We start from the raw sequence: 26288 nt of genomic DNA on the forward strand, positions 1-26288 counted from the left end.
AACCACTTATATAAGTGGTTTTTCTAGTTTTAGGCTATACATTTAAAATTAGGCTAAGTTAAAGTAATAAGCATTTTATTTGTTTAGATTATTTTGGTTCTGGATAATGATTGTAGTACGAAATTCTAATAAATTCTTGGTATACATTTGTTAATTTAGCATCTCTAAGAGCGTCATTGAATTTTTGCATACGAACACTACCTTGAGCGTAGCCTCCACCAGGAACATAAGGATTTCTAGCTTCAAAGTCATCCATAAAGGCTTTTAATTTTTTATAGTCCTGAGATTGATAAAAAATAGCCGCTTCTTCAGGAGTGACATCAAAGTAAGAAGAGGATGTTGAGTTATAAGAAGCCGCTTGAGCGGTAGGTGTTTCTAGCATAGTTGCAGCCCCACCAAACATAGTAAGCGCCATAGAAGATACAATGATTTTTTTAAACATAATAAAACCTCCACATAGAATATTTGGATTAAAAGCGATCCTGTAATCATTATGGTTACATTGAAAATGATTATCAAATGCAATATTGCATAATTTATTATTTGAACGAGAAGTCTCCTTTATCTCTACATGGGGAAGTTTAGTAGGAGATTAATAGATTAAAAGAGGTTTACATATCATTGAGGTTAAACAGAAAATGAAATAAAAAGCATATTTTAATTGAGGAAAGTTAAAAGGATCTATTATTAAAGATAGTGATATTTTAAAAAGGTATGACAGTTACCAGCTAGAGATACTATTATAGGGGATTTAGCTACGTTTATTGCTGTTAAGAAATACATAATATATCTGTCTGTATAAGATAAAATGAAGAAACATTTCTTTTGGATTTTACAATATGTGTAAGGGGAATCAAGATTTTAATTTGTACTTTAAGTAAGGGAGAAGAGTATTACTTTTTATGCAACGAAGAATGTTAAGTCTCATTCAAAGTTATAAAATAATCCTTTTAAAACAAAATATAGTTTGGCTAAAAATTAGAGGGCATCAATTCATTGGAACAGTAAAAACTGTTTATAGGATTGATGTCTTTTTTTGTTTAAGAACGAGAATATATTTTCTCAACAGGACAAATGATAAATAGCTATAAGTACTACTTATAAGGATAATTGGAAAATAGAAATTAATAATAAAGGGGAATGCGAAATGACAACATTAATATCTAATAGAGATCTAGCTAAAATCCGAGAGGAAGATGTAGATGTATTAAAGAGAATGGCACATCCCGTTCGATTAAAAATTGTAAATGAATTAATGCATCATAAACTGTGTAATGTTACACAGTTGACAGAAATATTAAGGCTCCCGCAATCCACTGTTTCACAGCATCTATCAAAATTAAGGGGAACCGTGCTCCGTGCAGAAAGACGTGGATTAGAGATGCATTATTATATTGATAATGCTAAGGCTCGTCAGATTGTAGGAATTCTAGGTTTGTAGGTTCATAATTCGTAAAAAGTTTTCTAATAGAATCAGTGGCGTGCAAAGTAAAAAGAGTACTTTTCAAAAGTGCTCTTTTTAAGATGTGCATTAAGGCTGGAAATAGGCATCAATAATAATTTAGAAGGAGTGTGCTTAAAATAAAAGATAATTATTTACATTGTTTAATAATTACTTAATAAATTATTAAGTTTGTTACCTTACAAAACTGTAAGGTTATTTCAATTGACACTCATATATATAAGTAACTATACTAGTTACACAATGTTGGTGAATATATTGAATAGTTTCAATCTATAAGTGTATGTCTGAAGATTCTTTTCGGAATAATAGTTCGATTTTAAATTATTCATTTGTAATATAGTGTTAATACCAACTTAATCTATGCTTTATTCTAAGGAGTATTATGTAAAGATTAACTATCAATGATATATTTACTAACTTGTAATAAATTTTTAGAGGTGCTAAATTTTGAAGAACAAATTAATTGCTACAGGAATTCTTGCTGGAAGTCTACTATCTTATTCTTCTAGTATTTTTGCAGATACTCATAAATTCCCAGATGTTCCTGCATGGGCTGACAAATCCGTTACTTATTTAGTTGATAAGCAAGTATTGAATGGTTATCCAGATGGAACTTTTGGTTCAAATGACACATTAGATAGAGCTTCTGCGGCAACCATTATGACAAAGGCTCTTGGTATACACATTGATTTAAATGCAAAACCATCTTTTAAAGATTCACAAAACCACTGGGGAACTCCCTATATTGCCGCAGCTGAAAAGGCAGGAATAATTAAAGGTGAAGGAAATGGAATATTTAACCCTTCTGGAAAAGTTACTCGTGCTGCTATGGCTACTATGCTAGTGAATGCATATAAACTACAAAATAAAAGCACTAACAATGGACAAAGTAAATTTGAAGATTTAAAGGGACATTGGGGTGAAAAGTTCGCAAATATCTTAATTGATTTAAAAATTTCAGTTGGTACAGATAATGGTTGGCAACCAAATAGATTTATAACACGTGCTGAAGCTGCACAACTAACCGCAAAAACAGATATGCTTCAATATAGTCAAAGTAATCCTTTAGAAAATAAAGCAATTATTATTGACCCCGGACATGGCGGCGAAGATCCTGGAAAAAACACAAAGGGGTTACCTGAAAGTAAGATTGTACTAGATACTTCTTTACGTCTTCAACAATTGCTTGAAAAACATACTCCATTTACAGTTTTACTAACTCGTGAATCTGATACTAGACCTGGACATGATCAAAAAAGCTCTTTACAGGAACGTGTTAAGTTTGCTAAGCAAAATCAGGGTGATATCTTTATAAGCATTCATGCAAATGCTTTTAACGGTAATGCAAAAGGGACAGAAACATATTACTATAAATCTTCTAAATCTGAAAAAACAAATCCTCATGTGGAAGAAAGTCGTGTTTTAGCTGAAAAAATTCAAGAACGATTAGTAGACGCACTTCAAACACGTGATAGAGGTGTTAAACATGGAGATCTTCATGTTATAAGAGAAAATGACATGCCAGCTGTGTTAACGGAACTTGCTTTTATAGATAATGGTATTGATTACAGTAAGTTATCTACAGAAAATGGAAGACAGATTGCAGCAGAAGCCATTTACGAGGGGATTTTAGATTATTATGAATGGAAGGGGAATAATGTATCTGAATATAGGTTGCAATAGGTAAATGAATATATAGTAATTCTCGAAATAAAGAATTCTATAATTTTTTTGCACTTTTTTAAACAAGGATTTTAAATGCATATTTAAAATCATTGTTTAAATCGTTATTCTGTGTTTTAATAATATTGATAATAGTTATCAGTAAAAAGAGATAGAAATTAGCAAAATAAGTGTTGATAGTTATTGTCATAAAGATTAATACATTTCTACATTGTAACGTTATGAATCTATCTCTAGTATTGAGAGCTAAAAATAATACGTTTATATCTTTTAAATGTTTAAAAAGGAGTGGCTGTCTGTATGAAAAAAGCAAATGGAATAGCTAAAAGTGTTGCGGTAGCGTCCGTTATTATGTCTGGATCACTTGGTTTACAAGCAACGTCTGCATTTGCAGATTCTAAAGGAACTGTAGAAAATCTTCAAAATGGTGGAAAAGTCTATAATAGTTTTAAAACTACTTATGACATGAAGCAGAATATTAAAAATTCAATAAAGGTTTCTTTTATTGAGGATCCTTACGCAGATAAAAAGATTGCAATTGTTACCACTGATGGTAGTAATATAGATGCGAAATATACAATTAATGGCGGATACTATAACGCAGGTTTAAAATGGCCATCGGCGTATCATACGGAAGCAGAAATAACAAGTGGTGATAGTGCCCAATTTCATAAAGCTGCCCCAGTGAATACAATGACTTCAGCAAAGGTTACTTCTGAAGTAGGGTATACACTTGGCGGAAGTGTGAAAGTTGGGGTAAATGATAAAGGGCCAAATGCCGATGCGAGTATTACAGGTAGCTTTGCTTGGAAAGAAAGTGTATCTTACGATCAAGTAGACTATAAAACGGTATTAGAGACTCACACAGATAAAAAATTAAATTGGAAAGTAGGATTCCAATCATTTAATTATCCGGAGTGGGGAATTTATAATCGTGATTCATTTAATACTTTCTATGGTAATCAACTATTTATGAAATCACGTAGTTATAATGAAGGAACGAATAATTTTGTTTCAAAAGATACAGTACCAGCTTTAACAGGATATGGTTTTTCTCCTAATGTAGTAGCAGTTATTACTGCAGATAAAACGGAATCTACATCTGATTTAAAAATAACAAATTGTAGAATATCAGATCAGTACAATATCGAATGGGTAAGTTCGAAATGGTGGGGAACAAATAATAAAGATACATATAATGAGTTCTTTACAAACAACTATAAATTAGACTGGAAAAACCATCAAGTTACTCTTGATAACCAAAAAGCCCTTGAAGAACAAATAAGTAGTATCAAAAATGTGAATAACCAACTTAACAAAGGAAAAGGGAAATTATCTTTTTCAATGAATGGAAACCAACTTAAAGCGACATCTAGCAATGCTGGTTATGGTATTAGTTACGAGGATAAAAATTGGGGTATCTTTGTGAATGGTGAAAAGATCCATACGTTTAATGAAAAAACAACTGTAGGTAATATTTCGAATGACATTAACAAATTAAACATCAAAGGCCCTTATATTGAGATTAAACAAATCTAATCAGTAAATGAATTGCAAATGAAAGGGCCAGAGTTTATCTGTAAAGATAGATAAACTCTGGCCCTTATTATTTATTTTATTCTGATACGCAATTAGAAAAGAGCGTGAGGTATTTAAAAGCTATTCATGCCACGCAGGGAGATATTGTTTTAAGTAGGGTGTTTATTTTTATTTCACTTTTAAAAGAATTCTTTGTATGGTGATATAGGGCAGGAGAGACTCAGGAGATGTTTCTTTTTGAGGCGTACGTTGTGTGGCGAATTGTTTAAAGTAATTAAGATTTCATCGGTTGTTAAGTTACTACTTTAAATATATAATTAAATTTCATTAAAAAGATACTCTATTCAAAGTCCTTATGGGATTTTTGAAGTGAAATATATATTATTTGAGGTGTGTGAAATGGGGAAATCTCGAGAGCAGACGATGGAAAATATTTTGAAGGCTGCTAAGAAAAAATTTGGAGAGCGTGGTTACGAAGGTACGAGCATACAAGAAATTGCAAAAGAAGCGAAAGTAAATGTCGCTATGGCTTCATACTATTTTAATGGGAAAGAAAACCTGTATTATGAAGTGTTTAAGAAATATGGCCTTGCTAATGAGTTACCTAATTTTCTTGAGAAGAATCAATTTAATCCTATTAATGCTCTAAGAGAATATTTAGCAGTCTTTACTACACATATAAAAGAAAATCCTGAAATTGGCACATTGGCATATGAGGAGATTATTAAGGAAAGTGCAAGATTAGAAAAGATTAAACCGTATTTTATAGGTAGTTTTGAACAGTTAAAAGAAATATTGCAGGAGGGCGAAAAACAAGGAGTATTTCATTTCTTCTCTATAAATCATACAATACATTGGATCACTTCTATTGTTTTATTTCCAAAGTTTAAAAAGTTCATTGATTCTTTAGGACCAAATGAAACGAATGATACGAACCATGAATGGATGCCAGAAGACTTAGTAAACAGGATTATTTCTGCTTTAACAGATAAGTCTAATATATAAATTACTCATTGTTTATGAATCCTAATTGTCTTATTAAAAAGCCTAAATTCTCAATGTATTGTAGAGAAATTAGGCTTTTTTCGACACTTCATTCAAATACTTTATAGACTAATGGCTTGATTTATTGATGATTCGAGTGGAGTTACATAGATATAGTTTTCGTTGCAACGGTTTGTTGAAATGCCTTATCATGCTCAACAATAATCATTGTGGGATTAAATTGTTGAATCAGCTCTTCAATTTGCATACGTGAATAAATATCTATAAAGTTTAATGGTTCATCCCATATATACATATGGGCTTTTTCACATAAACTTTTAGCGATAAGCAGTTTTTTCTTTTGTCCACCAGAATAATGAAATATATCTTTCTCAAATTGAATTCGGTCAAAATCCATCCATTTTTTAATTTCTCTATATAAGTTTGATGGATATTAGCGACTTATATAGAGCATTACATGTGTCACAATAGTGTCTGAATTAGCCATTTTTTTTCGCTCCTTTATTTGTTAGGTAAATTTAGCGATTAATAAATTTTAACTTACATAAAAGGGAATAAAAAAATCCCCCAATTTTTAATCGGAAGGATTAGTCTGTCGCTTATACTTAAGTAAGTACTTATTAATCATTTGAATCATGACAAATAAAGTATGAAATGAATTATAAAAATGGATAGACTAACCCTATATTTTGTAGTTTGAAGTTATAAAATTCAACTTAAAATATAAATTAGTTAATCATTATTCATCCATCATTCCTTTCATCATTCTATTTTTAGAGTAACATTCTTTTTTGGGAGATGCAATATCATCTTCACTTAATGCTAGATCATTTATATTTCTTTGGTTAGGTCGAAATAACATTACATCTTTTTTATAAACATCGTATTTTTGTTCAAGATGTCACGTCTTTTGTCCATTAAAAGGGGAGGTATTTGAAATTGACATCACCTCTAGTTGTAACTATAATAGTTACAGTTGGTTTAGTAATTTAATTCGAATTTCTAAGTTAATGATAGTATATTTTCCTTCTTTCTAAGTGTGACAATAAGCGACTAACTATGTTGTAATGGAAGGTTAGATTCTATCTCGTATTCAAAGAACAGTTAAGTTGTATTATTCAAATTTACGATGAGCAAATACTAAAAAAATAACATTTTCCATCGTATTCTTTTTGGAATGCTTAGTTAAAAAGAGGAAATATCTGCAGAAAGCAAATCAGGCTGTGGTATGTAGAAAGAAATCTTATAAAAAGTTCATAATATGGAATAATAAGTAAGTTAGTTTTGATGAATACGAGCAGTGCAGCATCAGGTCATTTTTAATAAAGATCTAGAAAAAATTAAGAAGGTGAGTCCGTCGCGTAAACATTCACATGTGCAATTTTATGTATTGATATTAGCTCTACTAGCTTATTTAAGCTTTTGTTTTATATTTTTATTTGTTTTTCCGAATCATTATTTTGTATCAGATTTTAATATACGACTATCATCTTTAGTTGTTGAAACTACTGTATTTATCTCATTACTTTACTCTATGGTATCAAGAAAAATTAAATTAGGAGTCTTTTGGGTTTGTATTACTATTGCAATAGGGTGTTTCTTGATAGGGAATTTTATATCTGCTTTTCAAGTACTTAATGTAGAATTACCAATAGAAAATTTTAATATCTCTGATGTATTTTTATTGTTTTTTTTATTCTTCTTTCTTTTTGCTTTCTTTTATAAAATCATGATGGAATGTAATAAATGGGAAAAAGCATATTTGATTTGTGATTTATGTATTGTTGTTACTGCTATTTTTACCTTAGAGTGGTACCTATTTAATAAACCTTCTGCAAATATCTTATTCTTATCAATTGGAGATGTTTTGCTTTCATTTATTTTCCCAATTATAGATCTATTGCTGCTTTTACTAGGAGTTAGCCTTATCTTCCGACCAGCAATTTTTAATGCGAAAAGTAAATTATTTATTTTTATTTTAGTATTAACAGGATTGTCCATTACAGACTACTTATATTTCTATTTACAAGATGGTTTATCATATCGTTCACTCATATTATTAAGGTGTTTGTATAGAGTTTTTCTGTTATTTATTGCTATTTCAGCTACTATCCCAAGGAGTGCAACTTCTAGAAGAAATTATTTTATTATTAATCCGACATTTGGAAAGAAACTTCTTGTCATATTCCCTTATCTTGCAGTTGCAATTTTAATTGGTTTTACTTTAAAAGAGCAAACTGCTTCCTCTACACTGATTACGGGAAATTGTATTGCCTTTGTATTTGTACTGATTCGTCATACAATTGTACGAATGCAAAACAAAGATTTAACCGAAACATTAAAAATGTTTAATAATCAATTAGAGCAAAAAGTATCTAAAAGAACAGCAGATTTAATAAAAAAATCTAATGATTTGGTGAAAAATCAAGAGAGGTTTAAGTCTTTATATGAGTACCATCCAGATCCTATATTAACAATTGATTCAAATGGTACCGTATTAAATATAAACCAGTCTGGAAGTATGTTATTAGGAAAAGACAGTGCAGCATTAATAGGAAAAGAGTGCTTTTCTATTTTTTTAGATGAAGATAAACCTGAATTGGAAGCAGCTCTAAAGATGGGGAAACGATGTAGTTCGTCTTCGTTACAGTTACGTGTGAAAAATAATAATGAGAAGGATATACATTTTTGGTACGTTACGATTGTTCCTATTATGATAGAAGGACAAACTTTTGGGAGTTATATAATGGTAAAAGACATAACGAGGATGAAGCAACAACAGGATGAGATAAACTATCTAGCATTTCATGATACGGTGACGGGGATTGGAAATCGAATATTCTTCCAACAAGAATTAGACAGATCTATTGAGCGAGTACAAAAAACACAGGATAAGTTTGGACTCCTGTATATAGATTTAAACCGCTTTAAGAACATTAATGATACACTGGGTCATGCAATTGGTGACAAGGTTTTAAAAGAAGTTGCCAACCGTTTTAGGACATGTCTGCCACCAACTATTCATATAGCAAGAATAGGGGGAGATGAGTTTGCAATCATTGTCCATAACAAAACAGAGCAACAGCTATTAGATTTGTGCGAAAGACTATTTCGTATAACTGAAGAACCATTTGTAATAAATCAACACAGCTTTTATTTATCCCTTAGTATAGGAATAGCGTTGTATCCATTTGGAGGAACAAATGCCACAACACTTTTACAACATGCTGATATTGCTATGTATAGCGCAAAGGAAGAAGGTAGCAATGCTGTTTGTATATACGACGAGACATTATCTCAAAAAATAACAAGACGATTACAATTAGAGCAAGATTTACCGAATGCAATTGAAAATAATGAGTTGTTTTTATTGTACCAACCACAAGTTGATAGTAAGGCAGGAAAGGTTATTGGTGCAGAGGCATTAATACGTTGGCAACATCCAGAGCTGGGGCTAATTTCACCTTTTGAGTTTATACCTATCGCGGAAGAAACATCACAGATTATTTCAATTGGAAAATGGACGCTACAGCAAGCGTGTTCACAACTGAAAGAATGGCATTCTGCAGGTTATACAAATCTAAAAATGGGGATAAATTTATCAGCTATAGAGTTTGAACAGAAAGATTTTGTTCAAACGATTATATCTACCATAGAAGAAATAAGAGTACCAGCTAATTTGATTGATTTGGAATTAACAGAGCGAATTGCCATGGTAGATGAAAAAGAAACTTTATTGAAGTTAAAAGCATTAAAATCATATGGTGTACATTTATCAATTGATGATTTTGGTACAGGATATTCTTCATTAGCGTATCTACCTTTATATCCAATTGATACTTTGAAAATCCCAAGAGAATTTGTGAATAGGATTGGAACTTCAAATGATGGAGATGAAATTATACAAACTATTATTTCGCTAGCCCATACTTTAAATATGAAAGTGATTGCGGAAGGAGTAGAAACGAAGAAACAATTAACAGTATTACAACAAAATGCATGCTATTTAATTCAAGGCTATTATTACAGTAAACCTGTAAATGAAGATGAGTTTCTCAAGTTTTTAAGCAAGGAATAAGTGAGAACTATGTACATGTGAAGTAAAGGGAAAAGAAGTTCTACCTATATTAAGTAGAACTTCTTTTTGAGTTAACTAGCAGTTAGGTTTCCAAAATATTTTGCATTAAGATGTATCATTACTCAAGCTGTGATCTTGTTCTTTAGTGATTCCTTTTTCATGACTTGTCTTCTCGTCAAGAAATTTGAAGGAATCGTATTACAGTTGTAGGTCATACTATCTAAAGTTATTTTATTATTTATCGTTTATTACATTTGAAATGATTTTTAATGTGTATATAAGCAAGTGATAAGTAAATTAAATAAACAAAAGGCCCTGTAAAAATACAGGGCCGGATACAGGGTTAAGGGAACGCATAGTTTCTTAGTAACATATTAGCATAAAATTTTCATGTAGCTACATAAGAGTTTTGACAAATTTAAGAATAAAATAGAGTGTTTTTAAGAATAAATACAGTACTGAAAATCAGAATTGTGATTTAAATTAGTCTGGTTATAATGTTAAAAAACAGATGAGTATTTTAATCATAATAACTGTTAGGAATGTATATGTAAGAAATATTTTTTGATTAGATTAAAAGAGAATTCTGATAATTTATTATATGTTATAACCAAATAACTTTAAATTTTCTCCGGAGTCTGAAATTATCTCTTCGAACTGAAATCCTATTTTTTCTAAAAGCTTTCCTGAATTGATGTTATCTATAGTAGTAATTGCTACAATTCGTTTTAGTCCTAGTTTTTGTACTCCGTATTCGATTACAGCAGAAGCTGATTCAAAGCCATACCCATTTGAACGAAATTTCTCTAAAAAAGCAAAGCCGATATCAACATCTTCTAATGAATCTCTTTTAATAAGGCCACACATACCGAGCGGAGTGAGATCTTCTTTTCGTTCTACTAAGTAAAGACCGAAGCCCATTTTATTATACATATCAACGGGTCCGTTTAAGATGTATTTTTTTGCATCTTCTAAGTTTTTAATCCTTTTATCACCGATATACTGAATCCATGCAGGGTCGTTTACTAACTCGAGAATAAATGGAGCATCTTTTAGATGAAACCAGCGAAGAACGAGTCGTTCCGTTTCAAGAACTATCACAATCTACTGCACCACCTTTAACATTTATAATCATTAGTATGGATTGTGTAATACAAAATCGCAACATATTTTACAAGAGCCCGGATTGTTCACATAAAGTTCGTTTGTTTTGTATAAAGGGATATTTTATAATTAGAATTGATTGTAAAGAGTGAGATGCTTATACAATGACTCCTAGGTGACTAGGAGTTTTTACTATATAACTATCATTATTACTAAATATGACACACTACACATTCTACTCAAGGAGGTACATAATGAAGAAATTATATAATGCATCGTTTACGTATTTGATTATCGGTTTATTATCAGGGATTTTCGCTAGGGAGTATGGAAAGTATAAAGGAATTGTAGGATCTACTTTGTTAAACCTTTTACATACACATACACTTGTACTCGGCTTTTTCTTCTTTTTAATTGCTTTAGGATTAGCAAAAGTATTCGCGTTTCATGAAGCGAAAAGTTTTAATAAGTGGTTTGTTGTACATAATATCGCATTAATTTTAATGTTAGGTTCGCTAGCAGCAAGAGGGCTTCTTCAGTTAAATGGAGCGGACTTTAAAGGATTAACTTATATTGTTGGTTTTTCTCATTCGCTGATGGCATTTACTTTAATTTGGTTTATGTTGTTAATAAAGAAGTCGTTTAAAATGTAGTTTTATAGAAAAGAACTTGCGATAGGTATTGCAAGTTCTTTTTGTTTATTCGACAGTATGAAACGAATTGCATATGTATAAAACTTGAATTATTTAATTTTTCGGATTATTATGTATAAAACACTTAACATATTTTGTAATTCTAATTTATAGAAAGTAGGAGAATGTACGATGGAGATAACAGTAGAGCGTTTAGTAAATGAATTAAAGGGTGTACTTCCCGGCGATCGAGTAGTTGTGAATACGACAGTAAGAGAGTTACATAGTAAAGATGAATCTTATCATGCTAGTAGTTTACCTGATGTAGTAGTTTTTCCGAAAACGACAGAAGAGGTTAGCACGATAATGAAAATAGCGAGTGAGCACGGGACACCCGTCGTTCCGTTTGGGGTAGGTTCTAGTTTAGAAGGACATGTAATTCCTTATGAAAAAGGAATTACGGTTGATTTTTCATTAATGAACAAAATTCTTGAAATAAGAGAGAAAGATTTTCTGGTGAAAGTACAGCCAGGAGTGACTCGTTCTCAACTCAATAAAGAATTGAAGAAATACGGTTTGTTTTTTAGTGTAGATCCAGGGGCAGATGCAACGTTAGGGGGAATGGCTGCTACAAATGCGAGTGGAACGACAGCCGTGAAGTATGGTGTTATGCGTGATCAAGTTCGTGATTTAGAAGTCGTTCTTGCTAATGGAGAAGTAATACATACTGGGAATTTAGCAGCGAAGTCATCATCAGGTTATCATTTAAATGGTATTTTCGTAGGGTCAGAAGGGACACTTGGATGTTTTACGGAGTTAACATTAAAAGTATACGGTATACCAGAACATGTTATGGCCGCGAGAGCATCGTTTCCAACTATAAATGATGCAGTAGAAGCTGTTATTAACATATTGCAAGCGGGTATTCCGATTGCGAGAATTGAACTCGTTGATGAACTATCTATGAAACAAGTCAATCATTATAGTGAAACAAGTTACAGAGAAGAACCTACATTGTTTTTAGAGTTTCACGGTAATGAAGCAGGGTTAAAGCAAGATGTTGAATTTACGAAGGAAATTGTTTTTGATCATAAATGTAAAGAAGTTGCTTTTGAAACGGAAACTGCAGCGAGAAATAAATTATGGGATGCACGGCATAATCTAGCATATGCTTACGTTCATAGCTATCCTGGTAAAAAGCTTATGAGTACAGACGTATGTGTACCTATTTCAGAATTAGCTGGAGCTATCCAACAAGCGAAAGAGACATTAGAAAAGAATGGTCTTGTTGGTGGTATTCTCGGTCATGTAGGAGACGGGAATTTCCACGTGCTCTTGATGGTTGATCCAAACGATAAAGAAGAAGTGGAAAAAGCAGATGAAATAAATGAAAGTATCGTTCTATATGCTCTTAAACGAGGAGGAACATGTACAGGGGAACATGGCGTTGGTATTGGAAAACGGAAGTATCAGGAAGAAGAACATGGGACGGCATTACTCGTAATGGAAAAAATAAAGAAAGCTCTTGACCCGCAAAATATTTTGAATCCGAATAAAGTTTTTCAGTTAAAGGATAGGGGATGATGGGGTGAAAGTACTAGAAGCGATAAGTAATATAGCTGGAAAATATTTTGCATTTTGGGTTATTTGTATTGCAGCTATTGCGTATTTTATTCCTGCTCCATTTCTGGGGTTAACTAGTTACATAACGATTTTACTTGGGGTTGTTATGTTTGGGATGGGATTAACGTTAAAGGCTGTTGATTTTAAAATCATTGCTACAAAACCATTGCCAGTTATTATCGGTGTATGTGCTCAGTTTATTATTATGCCACTTGTCGCATACGTACTAGCCTACGTTATGAATCTGCCAGCCGAATTAGCAGCTGGATTAGTGTTGCTCGGTTCAGTACCGGGTGGCACCGCATCAAATGTTATGGTTTATTTAGCAAAAGGGAACTTAGCGCTGTCTATTGCAATGACATCATTATCAACGTTACTAGCACCAATTGCTACACCTCTTATTTTACTATTGCTTGCAGGACAATGGATGCCGGTTAATCCTATGTCTATGTTTCTTTCTATCGTACAAGTTATTATCATACCTATTATTTTAGGATTAGTAGTGAAGAAGTTTTTCCCGAAAACTGTTACGAAAGGAATGACTGTTATTCCTTTCATATCAGTTTTAGCAATTATCATTATTGTTTCAGCGGTAGTTTCAGCAAATGTAAGTAGTATTACTTCTTCAGGCCTTCTTATCTTTATTGCAGTGATGCTCCATAATGCATTTGGCTTTTTACTCGGATATATAACAGCGTTCGTACTGAGACTAGACGAAGGGACAAGAAGAGCTATTTCAATAGAAGTAGGAATGCAAAACTCAGGATTAGGTGTTGCGCTAGCAACAGCACATTTTGGACCAGCGGCTGCACTTCCAAGTGTATTAGCGGCAGTATGGCATAATATTGCAGGGCCGATTTTAGCAACCATCTGGTCAAAAAATGCAAAGGATACTTTCAGTGATGAAACTTTATCGGTAAATATAGAAAAATAGGAATGATAAAGAATACAAAAGCGTATTTTACATTTTGAAGGACTGGTTATTTTCGTAGCCGCGATTTATGCATATTCGATATATGAATTTAGTTGGATTATATTTTTTGTATTCCTTTTAGCCCCGGATTTATCAATGTTAGCGTACGGGATAAATAATCAAATCGGTGCTAAAATTTATAATATTTTTCACACATATATTATATCGATAGTAATAGCTATCATAGGTGTCTACTTTAAGGTAGATACCGTTATAATGATTGGACTAATATGGACAGCGCATATTGGAATGGATCGAATGTTTGGATATGGATTGAAATATGAGACTGATTTTAAGGATACTCATATTCAAAGGTTATAATGGTTTTTGAGGAGAGGGATACATTGAAACAAAGAATTACTATCGAAGAATATAACATCAAATGGGAAAATGAATTTAATAAATTACAAACTATTATTACCAATGCAATGGAAAGACTTGTTTTGTCTGTTGAACATGTGGGAAGTACAGCTGTTAAAGGACTTGTATCAAAACCAATATTAGATATTGATATAGTAATAGAAGATTATGAAATTTTTCCTGAAGTAGTAAAAAGACTTGAAACGATAGGGTATTACCATCAAGCAGACTGGAGCTTCAAAGGAAGAGAGGCGTTTGGTAGAAAGGATGCTTTCGTTCCGTGGAGTGAAGAAAATACAGTTTGGATGGAACATCATTTATATGTGTGTGATAAGAATAGTGAAGAGTTAAGAAAACATTTAGCGTTTCGGGATTACCTTCGTGAACATGAAGACGTTGCTGTTGAATATGGGAGTTTAAAGAAAGAGTTAGCAAGAGAGTCGAAAAATAGAGCGGGCTATAGTGAAGGTAAGACGGCATTTATTACAAATATATTGGAAAAAATAAACTAAGGTCGCATTGAGTATATGCGGCCTATTCTTTTTAAATTGAAAGCTGCCACTATAAAATAATGGCAAACTGTCCCTGTTGATTGATGCGATTACTAAATATAATAGGAAATAAAATAGAAAAGACCGGAAAAGAGGGAGCTTATGTACGTACCAAAATATTTCGCAATAGAAGATGAAAAGATGAAGTATGAGATAATGGAACAAAATAGCTTTGCAACATTATTTTCTCAACATAACGGGGAACCATATGCAACGCATTTACCGTTGTTATTAAATAGGGAGACTCTAACTTTACATGGTCATTTCGCACGTCCGAATGAACAGTGGAAAGATAGTGAGAATCAAGAAGTGTTAGCTATATTCCAAGGACCACATAGCTACATATCTCCATCGTGGTATGAAACAAACAATGCAGTACCAACATGGAATTACGTTGCAGTGCATGTATATGGGGAATTAGAAATTGTTGAAGATGAACAGGAATTAATAGATTCTCTTCAAGAGTTAGTACATAAGTATGAAGATCCAGAGAGCGCCTACTCACTTAATGATGTAGACCCGAATTATATGGGAGGATTAAGTAAGGGAATAGTTGGGTTCAAAGTAAAGATAAATAAAATAGAAGGAAAAGCGAAGTTAAGTCAAAATCATTCTGTGGAAAGACGGAAATTAGTTGTGGGGGAACTTGAGAAAGTTGGGAGTGAGGGGAGTAGGGGGATTGCGGAGTTGATGAAAGAAATAAAATGAGTTCAGTGAAATAAAGGTAATTTGCTAATTTTGTAGAAAATATATTTTTACTAAAATGAAAATGCCTCCGTAGCTCTAGAAGGGAAGAGCGCCGGAAAACATGTCGCACCGGATCGCAAGGCGAAGGTTTCAGAAGCACCGAAAAGCAAATAAGCTGAGACAGGTGGAATTCCTGTCGGTGAAATTCCGTAGGGAAGCGTATTCCCCTTAGCCTATGCTAAACGAAAGGAGTGCGGGTTTGAATCCCGTCGGAGGCATATAGTGAACCCCTGTATGAAGAAAGAGATTATTTATGTTATTCTCATTTAATGGTAAAATTAAAGTTAGGGTGTTTTATAGGAGGAAACAAAATGGAAGTGTTTTTAGTAGCTACTTTTTCAGCTATTATCATAATGATGGGTGTTTTTGTTATAATAAAAGCTTGTTTTACTGGGTACAAGAGGAATGATATATCATTTCGGAAATTTATCCTTTTATCCAGTGCTTCCATTGTGATGGGTTGCTTAGTGTCATTGGTACTACCATTTGGATATGAAAAAATATGCGAATACATTAACTAAATAAGTGCTTTAAAAAACGAAAGACCTTCTAAATTGAAGGTCTTTTGTTTTTAAAGTGTCTTTTCAGTTGTTGTTGGATTGTAGTCTTTACTTGTGTCAACGGATTGAACAAGGTCAGGTCTTTGTGGTGCAGGGAGATCGGCGTGACTTGCTTGATATGTAAAAGAACTATTTATCCCAATAGAAATAATACCGATAACAGACAGTCCTAGAACAACAGAACAAATTTTTTTAATCATTTTAGAGCTCCTTTCTCAAACGTTTTTTCTTTTGCTTGTAACGCTTTATGAAAATACTCACTCGCTTTCACATGATTATTTTCATCATAAAATTTAGTTGCTAATTTCTCTGAATATTCTTGAGTGTAGTTATATAAAGATTCTTTGTCGAAATACGTAATTCCTTCAAGAATAATCTTTTCTAGATCTTCAGTTGTCTCATTGTTGTTAAGGGAATTTAAAATTTTAAAATGAAGTATATATTCAACATTGTTTAGTTCTGTACAAACTTCCAATCCTTTTTTAATAAGTTCTTCAGCAATGTTTATTTCACCAAGTTTATAATGCTCTCTGGCTTGTAAAAAGAGTGCTTTAAAGTGTGTAGGCACTTTGGTTGTTACCTCTGATAAATGTCGAATCGCTAGAGAAGACAGGTTTTGACTTGCATAGAGCCAACCTAGATTATTGCGAACGCTTAAAACTAAATCCTTTTCGTTTAGTTTTTGTAAAATTGAAAGAGCAGAATTGAATTTTTCCTCTGCTTGTTCATATTGTTTTAGAAATACACATGAGGAACCTATTATATTGTCGCAAAGTGCTAACTTAATCTCAAACCCATTTTCAGTCATGAAAATATTTCTAGCTTTTGTTGCTTGCTGAATTGCATCAATAGGTTTATAAAAATGTTGATTAAAGATAGCGAATCGGTAATTATATTCTGCTTCCTCTAGTTTATCTGAAACATTAACTAATAGCTTTTCAGCTTTTTCATAATGTTCACTTGCTAAATTATAATTTGTTGTTAAAGTAGCATGAATTGCTTTAAATAAATGATAGTAGTAAGAAAGTTGGTGATTAGGTGAAATCGCGTAAGAATCTATTTTATTGAAACTGTCTTTTGTGATGCTTAAACCATCAGTTAAAACTTTGAAACGAAAATCTAGTAGAGAATAGTATAATGCTAAGTTTTCATCTTCTTCAAAGTTTAGTTCCTTTTCCTCAATTTCATGCTTTAAGTTTGTCGCCTGAGACACATCTTGTTTAAGCATAGCTAAATACCAATCATTAAATAATTTCGTAATTTGTTCATTACCTTGTAGTTGAACGTTCATGAAATCCCCTCGCTTTTTGAATATTCTTATAAAATATATTATCAAAAATAACAATATTTAGAAATGTAATTTTTATTTCTCAATATTTGTTTAATAAGCTCATGAGTAAGTCTATTGGAATAGTTAGGTTTTTGTTTTGGAGTAAAGAAAAGGAATCGGGGGAAGTGCATTTTAAAGTTCTAGTTGAGAGGGGAAAATATAAAAAAGGTGTGTTCACACAATTTGTATAAACACACCTTTTTACATATTAAACAATCAAGTCCCACAAAAAGTACGATAAGGACGATTCGTAGGCGCAGGTGGAACGCAGTATTCTTCTTGATCTGTAGAATACGCATAAGGATTTGCTAGAGCTTCAAGAAGTTTCTCCATTACGCTATAGTCGCCATTTGTAACAGCAGCTTCTAGTGCTTCTTCTACGCGATGGTTTCTTGGGATGATGGATGGGTTATTATTTTTCATCATTTCGTAGGCATTCTCTTTCGATTCTTCTTGTTTTTCTAATCGAGATTGCCACAGTTTGTACCATTCTTTAAATTCAGGGCTATCGAATAGAGGCGTATTTTCTAACGTATCAAGAGTTAATGAACGGAATGTATTTGTGTAATCCGCTTTATATTTCTCCATCATTTTTAAAAGTTGCTCAATAAGTGATTGATCTTGTTCTTCGTTGCTAAATAGTCCTAATTTCTTTTTCATTCCAATGAACCACTGTTTTTCATACTGTACGCTAAATTTTGAAATTTCGTCTTGAGCAATCTTTAATGCTTCTTCTTCATCTTCGTGTAGGATTGGTATTAAAGATTCAGCTAGTCGCGCGAGATCCCATGCGGCCATATATGGCTGATTTCCATATGCGTAGCGACCTTGTGTATCAATCGAGCTAAATACGGTTCCTTGATCATAATTATCCATAAATGCACAAGGACCGTAATCAATCGTTTCACCGCTAATCGTTATATTGTCAGTGTTCATTACGCCGTGAATAAATCCAACAAGTTGCCATTTTGCGATAAGACTTGCTTGTCTTTTAATGACTTCTTGTAGCAATGCAGTATATCGATTTTCATGAGCTTCAATTTCTGGATAATGCCTTTTTATTGTATAGTCAGCTAGCGATTGAAGATCCTCGATAGAACCGCGAGCTGCAGCATATTGAAATGTGCCGACGCGTATATGGCTACTTGCTACTCTAGTCAAAATAGCTCCAGGTAACTTTGTTTCCCGATATGTTGGCTCGCCTGTTGTGACAACTGCTAAACTGCGAGTAGTTGGAATATCAAGTGCATACATTGCTTCACTAATAATATACTCGCGTAGCATCGGACCGAGTGCAGCACGACCGTCACCGCGTCGTGAGTACGGAGTAGGGCCAGAACCTTTCAGCTGAATGTCAAAACGTTTACCTGAAGGAGTAATTTGTTCACCTATTAAAAGCGCACGACCGTCGCCTAACATATTAAAATGTCCGAATTGATGACCGGCATATGCTTGAGCTAATGGACGAGCTCCTTCTGGGAGTGCATTACCAGCAAAAACAGCAATTTCAACTTCTTTTTTCAATTCTTCAGGATTAAAGCCAAGAGATATTGCTAGTGAATGATTTAGTTTAACTAGCTCCGGTGAACTTACGGGAGTAGGGGGGATTTCTGTATAAAATGATTGTGGTAAAGTCGTATAACTATGATCTAAATTCCAACCAGCTTCATTATTTTTAGTCATTTTATCTCCTCCTTGTTTATTTTTTTATTATGTATTTGTACGTATGTATTCTTTGCAAAATTAGCTAAAAGTATAATATGATATTTCCCCTTGCAATCTATTGTAAGGACTTCACTGCACTATGTCTATTTAACAGTAAATATAAAGACCCCATTTGAAGAAAATGGAGTCTTTATTATTATTTCATTTTTACAATTATTTTTCCTTTTGCTCTGCGAGCCTCTGAATATTCCATTGCTTTTTGCGCATCTTCAAAAAGGAAAACGCGATCGATTACCGGTTTGATTTTGCCGGCTTCAATATAGTTTGCAATAGTGCGTAGCTGATCTCCGCTTGGCTTCATAAATAAAAATGAATATTGAGCATTATGCTTCTTTTCAAGTGCAGTAAGTTTTTTGTACCTTCTTTTCGCATTAAAATAATACCGGCTTCTCGTAAAATTCTAAGGTGATGTGATACCGCTGGTCGAGAAAGGTGTGTTTGTTTCGTAATTTCACCTACACGTAATCCGGTTTGACATTCTGTTTCCATGAGAACTAACAAAATAGCTTGACGTGTTTCATCGCCAATTGCTAATAATACTTTTTGAGAATCAATAAAATTTTTTTTATAACGTTTAATTGTTCTTGTTTATTCATTTCAATCACTTTACCTCCAATGAATTAGTCGAAAGGTTTAAGATGATGAACCATTACATCGATACGGTAATGCTACATGATTGTTGTATGAGCTGCAATATTGGGAAAGAAAATCGAGACGAATGAAATTTTATGAGTTGAAAATGGTAGAGGATAGAAAAGACTTTAATGATATGTTATTTACAGATGAGAAAAGATAAGGATTTTAAAAAAATAAGCGGTCGTACCCTGAATAACTTATAGGGTATGACCGCTTATCATGTTTTTATTATTTTAAAGTGAGTTGTTTCGTTTTACTCTTTCATACATGCATAATTCAAGCAGATTATAGATGTATGAAAAAGTAAAAGTAATTTGGGGCGTAATCTATCTATATGATAATTTAAAATGAAATATAAGTCTATATCTTTGTTGTTTTTTTGATTATATTTATGTCACTGAGCTCAGAACAATGATGTGGAGGATAAATATATGGAATCGAATGATGTACCAGTTTTAATTGTTGGAGGGGGATTATCAGGATTAGCTTCTGCGTTATTCCTTGCAAAACATAATATTGAGTACTTGCTTATTGAGAGGCATCCGTCTACTGCAATTCATCCAAAAGCAGGTGGGATTACTTTCCGTACGATGGAGTTATTTCGAGAATTAGGTTTAGAACCAAGAATTAGATCGGCGGGTAAAGCGTTAGAAAATTGCCGAGGAAGAATAGCTGTTCATACAATAGCTGAGGCGAATAAGGAAGAATTGGCACAAATGCGGGCGAATCAGTATGAAAATGATGAAAAGTTACTTCAGAAAATAGAAGAGATTAGTCCATCAAAACAAACTGCTTGTTATCAAATTACTTTAGAAGAGATCATGTTACAAGAAGCGAGAACATTAGGCGGAGAATTATCTTTTTATCATGAATTAGTTTCTTATGAACAAAATGAGCAAGGAGTAATCGCAACGATTCGAAATCGTGAAACAGAAAAAGAAAGTGTCATACATTGTGACTATGTAATTGCAGCAGATGGAGCGAAAAGTAAATTACGTGAGCAGCTAGGGATAAGTACGGAGGGACGAGGTACAATCGGTGGCTATTATATGAATATTTATTTTGAAGCGGATTTAAGCGAGTTTATACAAGGAGACGCATTTGGTTTTTCTATGGTACTTCATCCGGAAGTTCTCGGTGCACTCATTCCAGTCGATAATGCAAGAAGATGGATTTATCATGTATCCTACGATCCATTAAAAGGAGAGCGACCAGCGGATTTTACTATAGAACGTTGTAAACAAATTATTCAAACCGCAATAGGAAGTACAAATGTTGAGTCAGAAATAGTAAGTGTTTTACCGTGGGAAGCAACTGAAAGTACTGCTACAAAATTTCAAGATAATCGCGTTTTTTTAGTTGGCGATTCTGCACATATTATGCCGCCAACTGGAGGGTTTGGTTCAAATACAGGAATACAAGATGCGCACAATCTAGCTTGGAAATTAGGGGCTGTTATAAAAGGAAAGGCAAAACCAAAATTGTTAGAAACATATCATAAAGAGAGATACCATGTTGCAAAATTAACGACAGCTTATGCAAGTAGTTTACTGTTTCGTGCTGCGAATAGAGAGGAAGGCAGTTTGAATAAGATGGATGGTTTAGCTGTAACTGCGGGGTATCATTATAGTTCAGATGCAATAATAGATGACTCAGTCACTCCACATAGAATGGATATCGTAGATTTGAATGGAAGACCTGGAACACGAGCACCTCACTTTTGGGGGATGTATAAAGGGAAAGAAGCTTCTATATTAGACTTATTTGGTAACAATTTTGTATTACTTACTGGAGTAGACAATAGTTCTTGGGCTGAAGCTGTATATGATGTTTCATCTAAATTAGGAATAAATATTAAACTGTATCGAGTAGGTGGAAGTGGAGACTTTATTGCTCAAGAAAATGTTTTTCGTGAATTATATAGGATAGAGAATGGAGGGGCTGTATTAATTAGACCAGATGGCTTTATAGGATGGCGTTTGGCAAAAGCAGTGGTAAATCCAGATGTAATGCTGGAAGAGGTAATGGGTAATTTATTATGTGATTTTTAAGTAACTACGGAAGTATTGTCTTATATAGGACGATACTTCTATTTTTTTAGCTTACAAAATAAAGATTGTGTAGTGAAGAGACATTACTATTATAAAAATATATGTAAATTAATTCCCTTTGTTTTTGTTGTTAGAATTTTTCTAGTTTTTAGTTATAAGTGTTGGCAATTACTAGATTGAATCATTTTTTATTGTATTATATTTCCTAGAGGTTACAGACTACATTACCTTTAGCCGAAGTAAAGCAAATAAATGATGTAAAAAGACATGTTTTATCACCAAAAGAATTTCTTAAAGATTGATTAAAATTAAAAACAAGTGCTTTAGGCTATGCAGCAATGGGGGTTGGTACAACTACTGTAAGTGCTTTTGCGAGAGCCAAAGCAGGTGCATTGGTTGGAACTTTTTTGGGAGGTCCAATCGGAACTGTTGCTGGAGCTTGTATTGGCTTTGGTGTTTCTATAGGAGCTAGTATAGTAACAGATGGAATTAAGTTTAATAAAGGTGATTGGAATCATGATGGTAAACAGGATTCGATAAAAGATAAAGTTAAAACTGGAATCGGAGTAGCTTTAGATAAAATTTTTTAGTTTTTGGGAGATTAATATGGAAAAATACCACGGAAAGAGCACGGAACAAATTATTCAGAAATTGATGCCTGACAGTGTAAGATCGAGTGTTGTTATGGTGTGGGTAGTTATTAATTTTATGATTTTAACCCCATTTTTATTTCCTCCAACCTTTACTATATACTTATATATAATTTTACCTTTTCTTTTGACTGCTAATATATGGGGGGGATGGGTATTTTTTTATAAACCAAATGAGCCAAGGTTGGTACACATTTTATATAATGGATTTATGGGAATAACTTTTTCTTTTGGAAGCTTTATAGTGATTCAAAAGATTGCATATACTTTTATTAAAATTGAAACACCTCTGTTTTTTATTGTTACTTTTCTGCTTTACATTCTTACAATCTATAAATTGATTTCAATTGGAATGAAAAGTTTTTTAAGGCGATTAAACAATGAAGAAAATGACAATATAAAAATTTCTCCAATTGTTTATTTATCAGGATTGGGATATGTAATTGGACAAATATGTATAGGTACATTATCACAAAACGGTTTAGCGACGGTCTTAATTTTAGTCTTTTCTTTATTTGCTGTTGTGCTTAGTATATCTGGAGTATATATATGGGTATATGTTGATTTGAAGAGGAAGGAAATGGATGGGATGCATAATGGACAAATATAATGGCAACAACATAGTGAATTGTATACGAATATTAATACCATTTGATATAAGGAATGTAGTAGGGGCCTTTATGTGGGTTATCATGAATTTTATGCTACTTATCATTTTATTCATATTTCCACCGTACAATATATACTTTTACGCAGCTTTTCCATTTTATGTGATATGTAATCTATGGGGAATTTGGGTTTCCATTTATAAACCTCGGCAGCCTCAGTTGCAACATTTACTATATTCTGGATTTGTTTCATTTAGTATTTCATTTTGTAGTTTTATAGCTGTGCAAAAGTTAGCTTACGAATTCGTAAAAATAGAGTCGCCTTTATTTTTTATTTTATCGCTTATTGCATATAGTTTAATTGTTTATAAATCTGAATTATTCTGGATTAAATATTTTACAGCCCGCTTAAGAGGGACAACGGATCAAAATGTAAAAATCCCTAAAATTGTATTTTTTTCAAGTTTAGGTTATATGATTGGTCAAATTAGTATTGGAATTTTGAGCCAAAAGGCTATGGCTATTTTATTAATCATTCTCTTCTCATTTTTTTCCGTTGTGTTCTTAGCTCTAAGTACACATGTATATTTTTACTTTGATTTTAGAAAACAAGGTATTACTTCGGGACATTTAAAAGAATTACATTCTCAAAAGAAACCTAAATTGTCAAGGAAGGAAAGGAGACAATCCGTGGCTGCTTCGGGACATGTAAATATACCACATTCTCAAAAGAAACCTAAACTTGCAAGAAAGGATATACGAAATTAAGAATTTGTAATTAAGTAAAACCTAGATTTACGTAAATATCACGTCAAATGACAATAGAATTTTATCTTGTATGAATGGAAATTAAAGAAGTTAGATAGGAAGGCTGTACAGAAAATTCGATGTGTTCAAATACTAATTAGTATAAGATAGATATATAACTTATACTGATTAAAGCTTTACCGTACTGAAAAAATAATATTCACAAATTTTAATAGGTTTGGTATGATTAATTTCGACAAGTTAATCGAGGCCGGAGATATTTGAGATAAGCCATAAATTTATTTAGGGGTACAGAAGTGTCCTCTAAATAATTTATGGCTTTTTTTATTGATGAAATGTAATCAACAGGAAGGATGTGGAAAATAAATAGTATAGTAATAACATAGGAGAATTATATTTGTAAGATTGGAATTTTAATATAGGCTTATAAAAATAATGAAAGTGTATCTTCTATTTCGTGTAAATCTTATTAACTTGTTGAAATTTACAACGTAGGAAGGGTTAGAAGGATGAGAAAAATTATTAGCGTTTTAGTTATTTTCTTTATGACGGGAAGTATCTTTGCTGGGGGAGCTGTTCATGCGAAAGTAGAAGGGAAGCATGAATGGAATACGAATAAGTTTTTAAATATTGCACATCGCGGAGCAAGTGGACATGCACCTGAGCATACTTTTGCTTCTTATGATCTTGTGAAAAAAATGAAAGCGGATTATTTGGAGTTAGATATTCAATTAACTAAGGATGGCCAATTAATTGCAATGCATGATACAGCAGTTGATCGCACTACAAATGGAACAGGTGAAGTACGAGATAAAACATTAAGTGAAATAAAAAGCTTAGATGCAGGATCTTGGTTCAATAAAGCTTATCCAGAAAAGGCTAAGCAAGAGTACGTTGGTCAAAAGGTTCCGACTCTTGAAGAAATCTTCCAAAAGTACGGAAGAAGCATGAAGTATTACATTGAAACAAAATCACCAGATGTGTATCCAGGAATGGAAGAGAAATTATTAGCTTTATTAAAAAAATATAATTTAGTAGGTCAAAACATGTCTTCTAGCCGTGTTATGATTCAATCATTTAGTAAAGATAGTTTAACAAAGATTCATAGTATGAATGAAAATATTCCGTTAGTTCAGTTGCTTTGGTATTATCCAAATGAAAACAATGAGATTGTTGAATGGTCTGGGATTACACATGAGCCGAAAAGTGTAACGAATGATGATTTTCAAGAAATTAAAAAGTATGCAGTCGGTATTGGACCAAACTTACGTAATGATAACGGGGAACTAATTATTGATGAGTCATATATGAAAATGGCTAGGCAAAATGGACTGTTAATTCATCCTTATACAATTAATGAGAAACCAGATATGAGATTGTTAATGAAATGGGGTGCTACAGGAATGTTTACAAATTATCCTGATCGATTACATAGTGTGTTAAAAGAAAAATAAATAGGAGAAAAGGTATACCGAGGTTTTGGTATACCTTTTTCTATTATGCTAGATTATAGTAGTAGGATACATATTCTTCTAAACCTTCAACCTCATTTTCAGGTGGCTCAATACCACCTTTTCTACCGTAACAAACATTTCTCAAGTATTCTCCAAAAATCATAGAGCGGCTTTTCTCATTTTCCATCCAATTATATCTATTAATTGTAAACTCACCATCGAAACTTGTATCAAATGTATATGGGATACAAGTAATAGTTTTAGGTAAATGTTTTTTTAATACTCGATATTGCCGACCAGCGCCTAAGCTTTTGCAAACAAATAGTAGCCGATTAATCTTTGTAAAATCAAAAATCTTTTTCGCTTCTATTACATTAGCGATAGAATGGAGGGAGTTTTTCTCGAACATGATAGCGTCTTTTGGTACGCCATGTTCAAGTAATTTATTTACAATTACTTCTGCATCTGACAAATCCCCGTAATTCCAGCTCGGATGTTTCATGCCATGCAAACTAGTACCACCTGTAACGATAATTTTATTTCCTAAACCTTGTCGATAAGCTTCTAGAGGAGCTTGCCAATTGCCAGGGTGTGAACCGCCGAAAACGAATATTGCATCACATTTTTGTGGTGTTATTTCTTTTAGAAAAGCGATTTCTGTAATTTGATCGATTTGTTTTTTCGTAAGAGTAGGGACATCAGGATATTTAGGTATTACCATTTGAAAACCTCCTATATAGTAAGAT

General features: G+C 32.8%; 22 protein-coding genes and 4 pseudogenes. 17 read left to right on the forward strand and 9 right to left on the reverse strand.

What is annotated here, in order from left to right; genetic code table 11:
* Nucleotides 1-88: 88 nt before the first annotated feature.
* Nucleotides 89-442 carry a hypothetical protein gene (locus FH036_RS00070; RefSeq protein WP_000473487.1) on the reverse strand — a complete coding sequence of 118 codons (354 nt, stop codon included), beginning with the start codon at nt 440-442 and terminating at the stop codon, nt 89-91.
* Nucleotides 443-1147: 705 nt separating this feature from the next.
* Between FH036_RS00070 and FH036_RS00075 the strand changes: the two genes are divergently transcribed.
* The 4 genes from FH036_RS00075 to hlyIIR all read left to right on the forward strand — a co-directional run bounded on the left by FH036_RS00075 (nt 1148) and on the right by hlyIIR (nt 5692).
* On the forward strand, nt 1148-1441 hold the full coding sequence (locus FH036_RS00075; protein WP_000209269.1) for an ArsR/SmtB family transcription factor: 294 nt from the start codon (nt 1148-1150) through the stop codon (nt 1439-1441).
* A 471-nt stretch (nt 1442-1912) separates the two neighbouring features.
* Nucleotides 1913-3148, forward strand: coding sequence for an N-acetylmuramoyl-L-alanine amidase (locus tag FH036_RS00080; RefSeq protein ID WP_000791592.1), 1236 nt, complete (start codon nt 1913-1915; stop codon nt 3146-3148).
* A gap of 300 nt (nt 3149-3448) precedes the next feature.
* Nucleotides 3449-4687 (forward strand): hemolysin II HlyII, encoded by a 1239-nt coding sequence (hlyII, locus tag FH036_RS00085; RefSeq protein ID WP_139895118.1) that lies wholly within the window; start codon nt 3449-3451, stop codon nt 4685-4687.
* 399 nt (nt 4688-5086) lie between these two features.
* Nucleotides 5087-5692 carry a hemolysin II regulator HlyIIR gene (gene hlyIIR / locus FH036_RS00090; RefSeq protein ID WP_000520489.1) on the forward strand — a complete coding sequence of 202 codons (606 nt, stop codon included), beginning with the start codon at nt 5087-5089 and terminating at the stop codon, nt 5690-5692.
* Nucleotides 5693-5834: 142 nt separating this feature from the next.
* On the opposite strand, the pseudogene FH036_RS00095 reads toward hlyIIR, so the two are convergent.
* Nucleotides 5835-6095, reverse strand: a pseudogene (locus FH036_RS00095) (ATP-binding cassette domain-containing protein); the annotation flags it as partial.
* Between the two features lie 945 nt (nt 6096-7040).
* Between FH036_RS00095 and FH036_RS00100 the strand changes: the two are divergent.
* A complete protein-coding gene (locus tag FH036_RS00100) occupies nt 7041-9770 on the forward strand; it encodes a sensor domain-containing protein (protein ID WP_139895452.1) in 2730 nt (909 codons plus the stop codon).
* A gap of 597 nt (nt 9771-10367) precedes the next feature.
* On the opposite strand, the gene FH036_RS00105 is transcribed toward FH036_RS00100, so the two are convergent.
* Nucleotides 10368-10871 carry a GNAT family N-acetyltransferase gene (locus tag FH036_RS00105; RefSeq protein WP_000636235.1) on the reverse strand — a complete coding sequence of 168 codons (504 nt, stop codon included), beginning with the start codon at nt 10869-10871 and terminating at the stop codon, nt 10368-10370.
* A 257-nt stretch (nt 10872-11128) separates the two neighbouring features.
* Between FH036_RS00105 and FH036_RS00110 the strand changes: the two genes are divergently transcribed.
* The 7 genes from FH036_RS00110 to FH036_RS00140 all read left to right on the forward strand — a co-directional run bounded on the left by FH036_RS00110 (nt 11129) and on the right by FH036_RS00140 (nt 16281).
* Entirely contained in the window at nt 11129-11527 is a 399-nt protein-coding gene (locus FH036_RS00110; protein WP_044793331.1) for a DUF2871 family protein, read from the forward strand.
* Nucleotides 11528-11698: 171 nt separating this feature from the next.
* Nucleotides 11699-13090: an FAD-binding oxidoreductase gene (locus tag FH036_RS00115; protein ID WP_139895119.1), complete on the forward strand. Its 1392-nt coding sequence runs from the start codon at nt 11699-11701 to the stop codon at nt 13088-13090.
* Nucleotides 13091-13094: 4 nt separating this feature from the next.
* Nucleotides 13095-14063, forward strand: coding sequence for a bile acid:sodium symporter family protein (locus FH036_RS00120; RefSeq protein ID WP_138321402.1), 969 nt, complete (start codon nt 13095-13097; stop codon nt 14061-14063).
* Between the two features lie 12 nt (nt 14064-14075).
* Nucleotides 14076-14423 (forward strand): DUF4260 domain-containing protein, encoded by a 348-nt coding sequence (locus FH036_RS00125; RefSeq protein ID WP_138321404.1) that lies wholly within the window; start codon nt 14076-14078, stop codon nt 14421-14423.
* A 23-nt stretch (nt 14424-14446) separates the two neighbouring features.
* Nucleotides 14447-14974 (forward strand): GrpB family protein, encoded by a 528-nt coding sequence (locus tag FH036_RS00130; protein ID WP_139895120.1) that lies wholly within the window; start codon nt 14447-14449, stop codon nt 14972-14974.
* Between the two features lie 141 nt (nt 14975-15115).
* Nucleotides 15116-15721 carry an FMN-binding negative transcriptional regulator gene (locus FH036_RS00135; RefSeq protein WP_044793323.1) on the forward strand — a complete coding sequence of 202 codons (606 nt, stop codon included), beginning with the start codon at nt 15116-15118 and terminating at the stop codon, nt 15719-15721.
* A 350-nt stretch (nt 15722-16071) separates the two neighbouring features.
* Nucleotides 16072-16281 carry a hypothetical protein gene (locus FH036_RS00140; protein ID WP_044793322.1) on the forward strand — a complete coding sequence of 70 codons (210 nt, stop codon included), beginning with the start codon at nt 16072-16074 and terminating at the stop codon, nt 16279-16281.
* A gap of 50 nt (nt 16282-16331) precedes the next feature.
* Here the strand turns inward: FH036_RS00140 and FH036_RS00145 are convergent, their stop codons facing one another.
* The 5 genes and pseudogenes from FH036_RS00145 to FH036_RS00165 form a co-directional block, all read right to left on the reverse strand.
* On the reverse strand, nt 16332-16520 hold the full coding sequence (locus tag FH036_RS00145; RefSeq protein WP_000591731.1) for a Phr family secreted Rap phosphatase inhibitor: 189 nt from the start codon (nt 16518-16520) through the stop codon (nt 16332-16334).
* The gene (locus FH036_RS00150; protein WP_001102714.1) at nt 16517-17611 is read right to left on the reverse strand and encodes a Rap family tetratricopeptide repeat protein; all 1095 of its coding nucleotides are present in this window, start codon (nt 17609-17611) and stop codon (nt 16517-16519) included. Before FH036_RS00150 ends, FH036_RS00145 begins: the two co-directional genes overlap by 4 nt.
* 255 nt (nt 17612-17866) lie before the next feature.
* Nucleotides 17867-19333, reverse strand: coding sequence for a protein adenylyltransferase SelO (locus FH036_RS00155; protein WP_139895121.1), 1467 nt, complete (start codon nt 19331-19333; stop codon nt 17867-17869).
* A gap of 178 nt (nt 19334-19511) precedes the next feature.
* Nucleotides 19512-19730 (reverse strand): annotated as a pseudogene (locus FH036_RS00160) (zinc-binding dehydrogenase); the annotation flags it as partial.
* Nucleotides 19673-19980 (reverse strand): annotated as a pseudogene (locus FH036_RS00165) (ArsR/SmtB family transcription factor). The pseudogenes FH036_RS00160 and FH036_RS00165, both read right to left, overlap by 58 nt.
* Before the next feature lie 462 nt (nt 19981-20442).
* Between FH036_RS00165 and FH036_RS00170 the strand changes: the two are divergent.
* The 5 genes and pseudogenes from FH036_RS00170 to FH036_RS00190 all read left to right on the forward strand — a co-directional run bounded on the left by FH036_RS00170 (nt 20443) and on the right by FH036_RS00190 (nt 25542).
* On the forward strand, nt 20443-22062 hold the full coding sequence (locus FH036_RS00170; protein ID WP_139895122.1) for an FAD-dependent oxidoreductase: 1620 nt from the start codon (nt 20443-20445) through the stop codon (nt 22060-22062).
* A 215-nt stretch (nt 22063-22277) separates the two neighbouring features.
* Nucleotides 22278-22652, forward strand: a pseudogene (locus FH036_RS00175) (WXG100 family type VII secretion target); the annotation flags it as partial.
* Between the two features lie 16 nt (nt 22653-22668).
* Complete coding sequence (locus FH036_RS00180; RefSeq protein WP_070806621.1) at nt 22669-23322, forward strand: hypothetical protein; 654 nt, start codon at nt 22669-22671, stop codon at nt 23320-23322.
* Complete coding sequence (locus FH036_RS00185) at nt 23297-24088, forward strand: hypothetical protein (RefSeq protein WP_139895124.1); 792 nt, start codon at nt 23297-23299, stop codon at nt 24086-24088. Before FH036_RS00180 ends, FH036_RS00185 begins: the two co-directional genes overlap by 26 nt.
* A gap of 509 nt (nt 24089-24597) precedes the next feature.
* Complete coding sequence (locus FH036_RS00190) at nt 24598-25542, forward strand: glycerophosphodiester phosphodiesterase (protein ID WP_048550288.1); 945 nt, start codon at nt 24598-24600, stop codon at nt 25540-25542.
* Nucleotides 25543-25585: 43 nt separating this feature from the next.
* Here FH036_RS00190 and FH036_RS00195 read toward each other — a convergent pair whose 3' ends face one another.
* Nucleotides 25586-26263, reverse strand: coding sequence for a YdcF family protein (locus FH036_RS00195; protein ID WP_048550290.1), 678 nt, complete (start codon nt 26261-26263; stop codon nt 25586-25588).
* Nucleotides 26264-26288: the final 25 nt, after the last annotated feature.

This window comes from Bacillus sp. CD3-5, assembly GCF_006349665.1.
In the GTDB taxonomy this organism is placed as follows: domain Bacteria; phylum Bacillota; class Bacilli; order Bacillales; family Bacillaceae_G; genus Bacillus_A; species Bacillus_A paranthracis.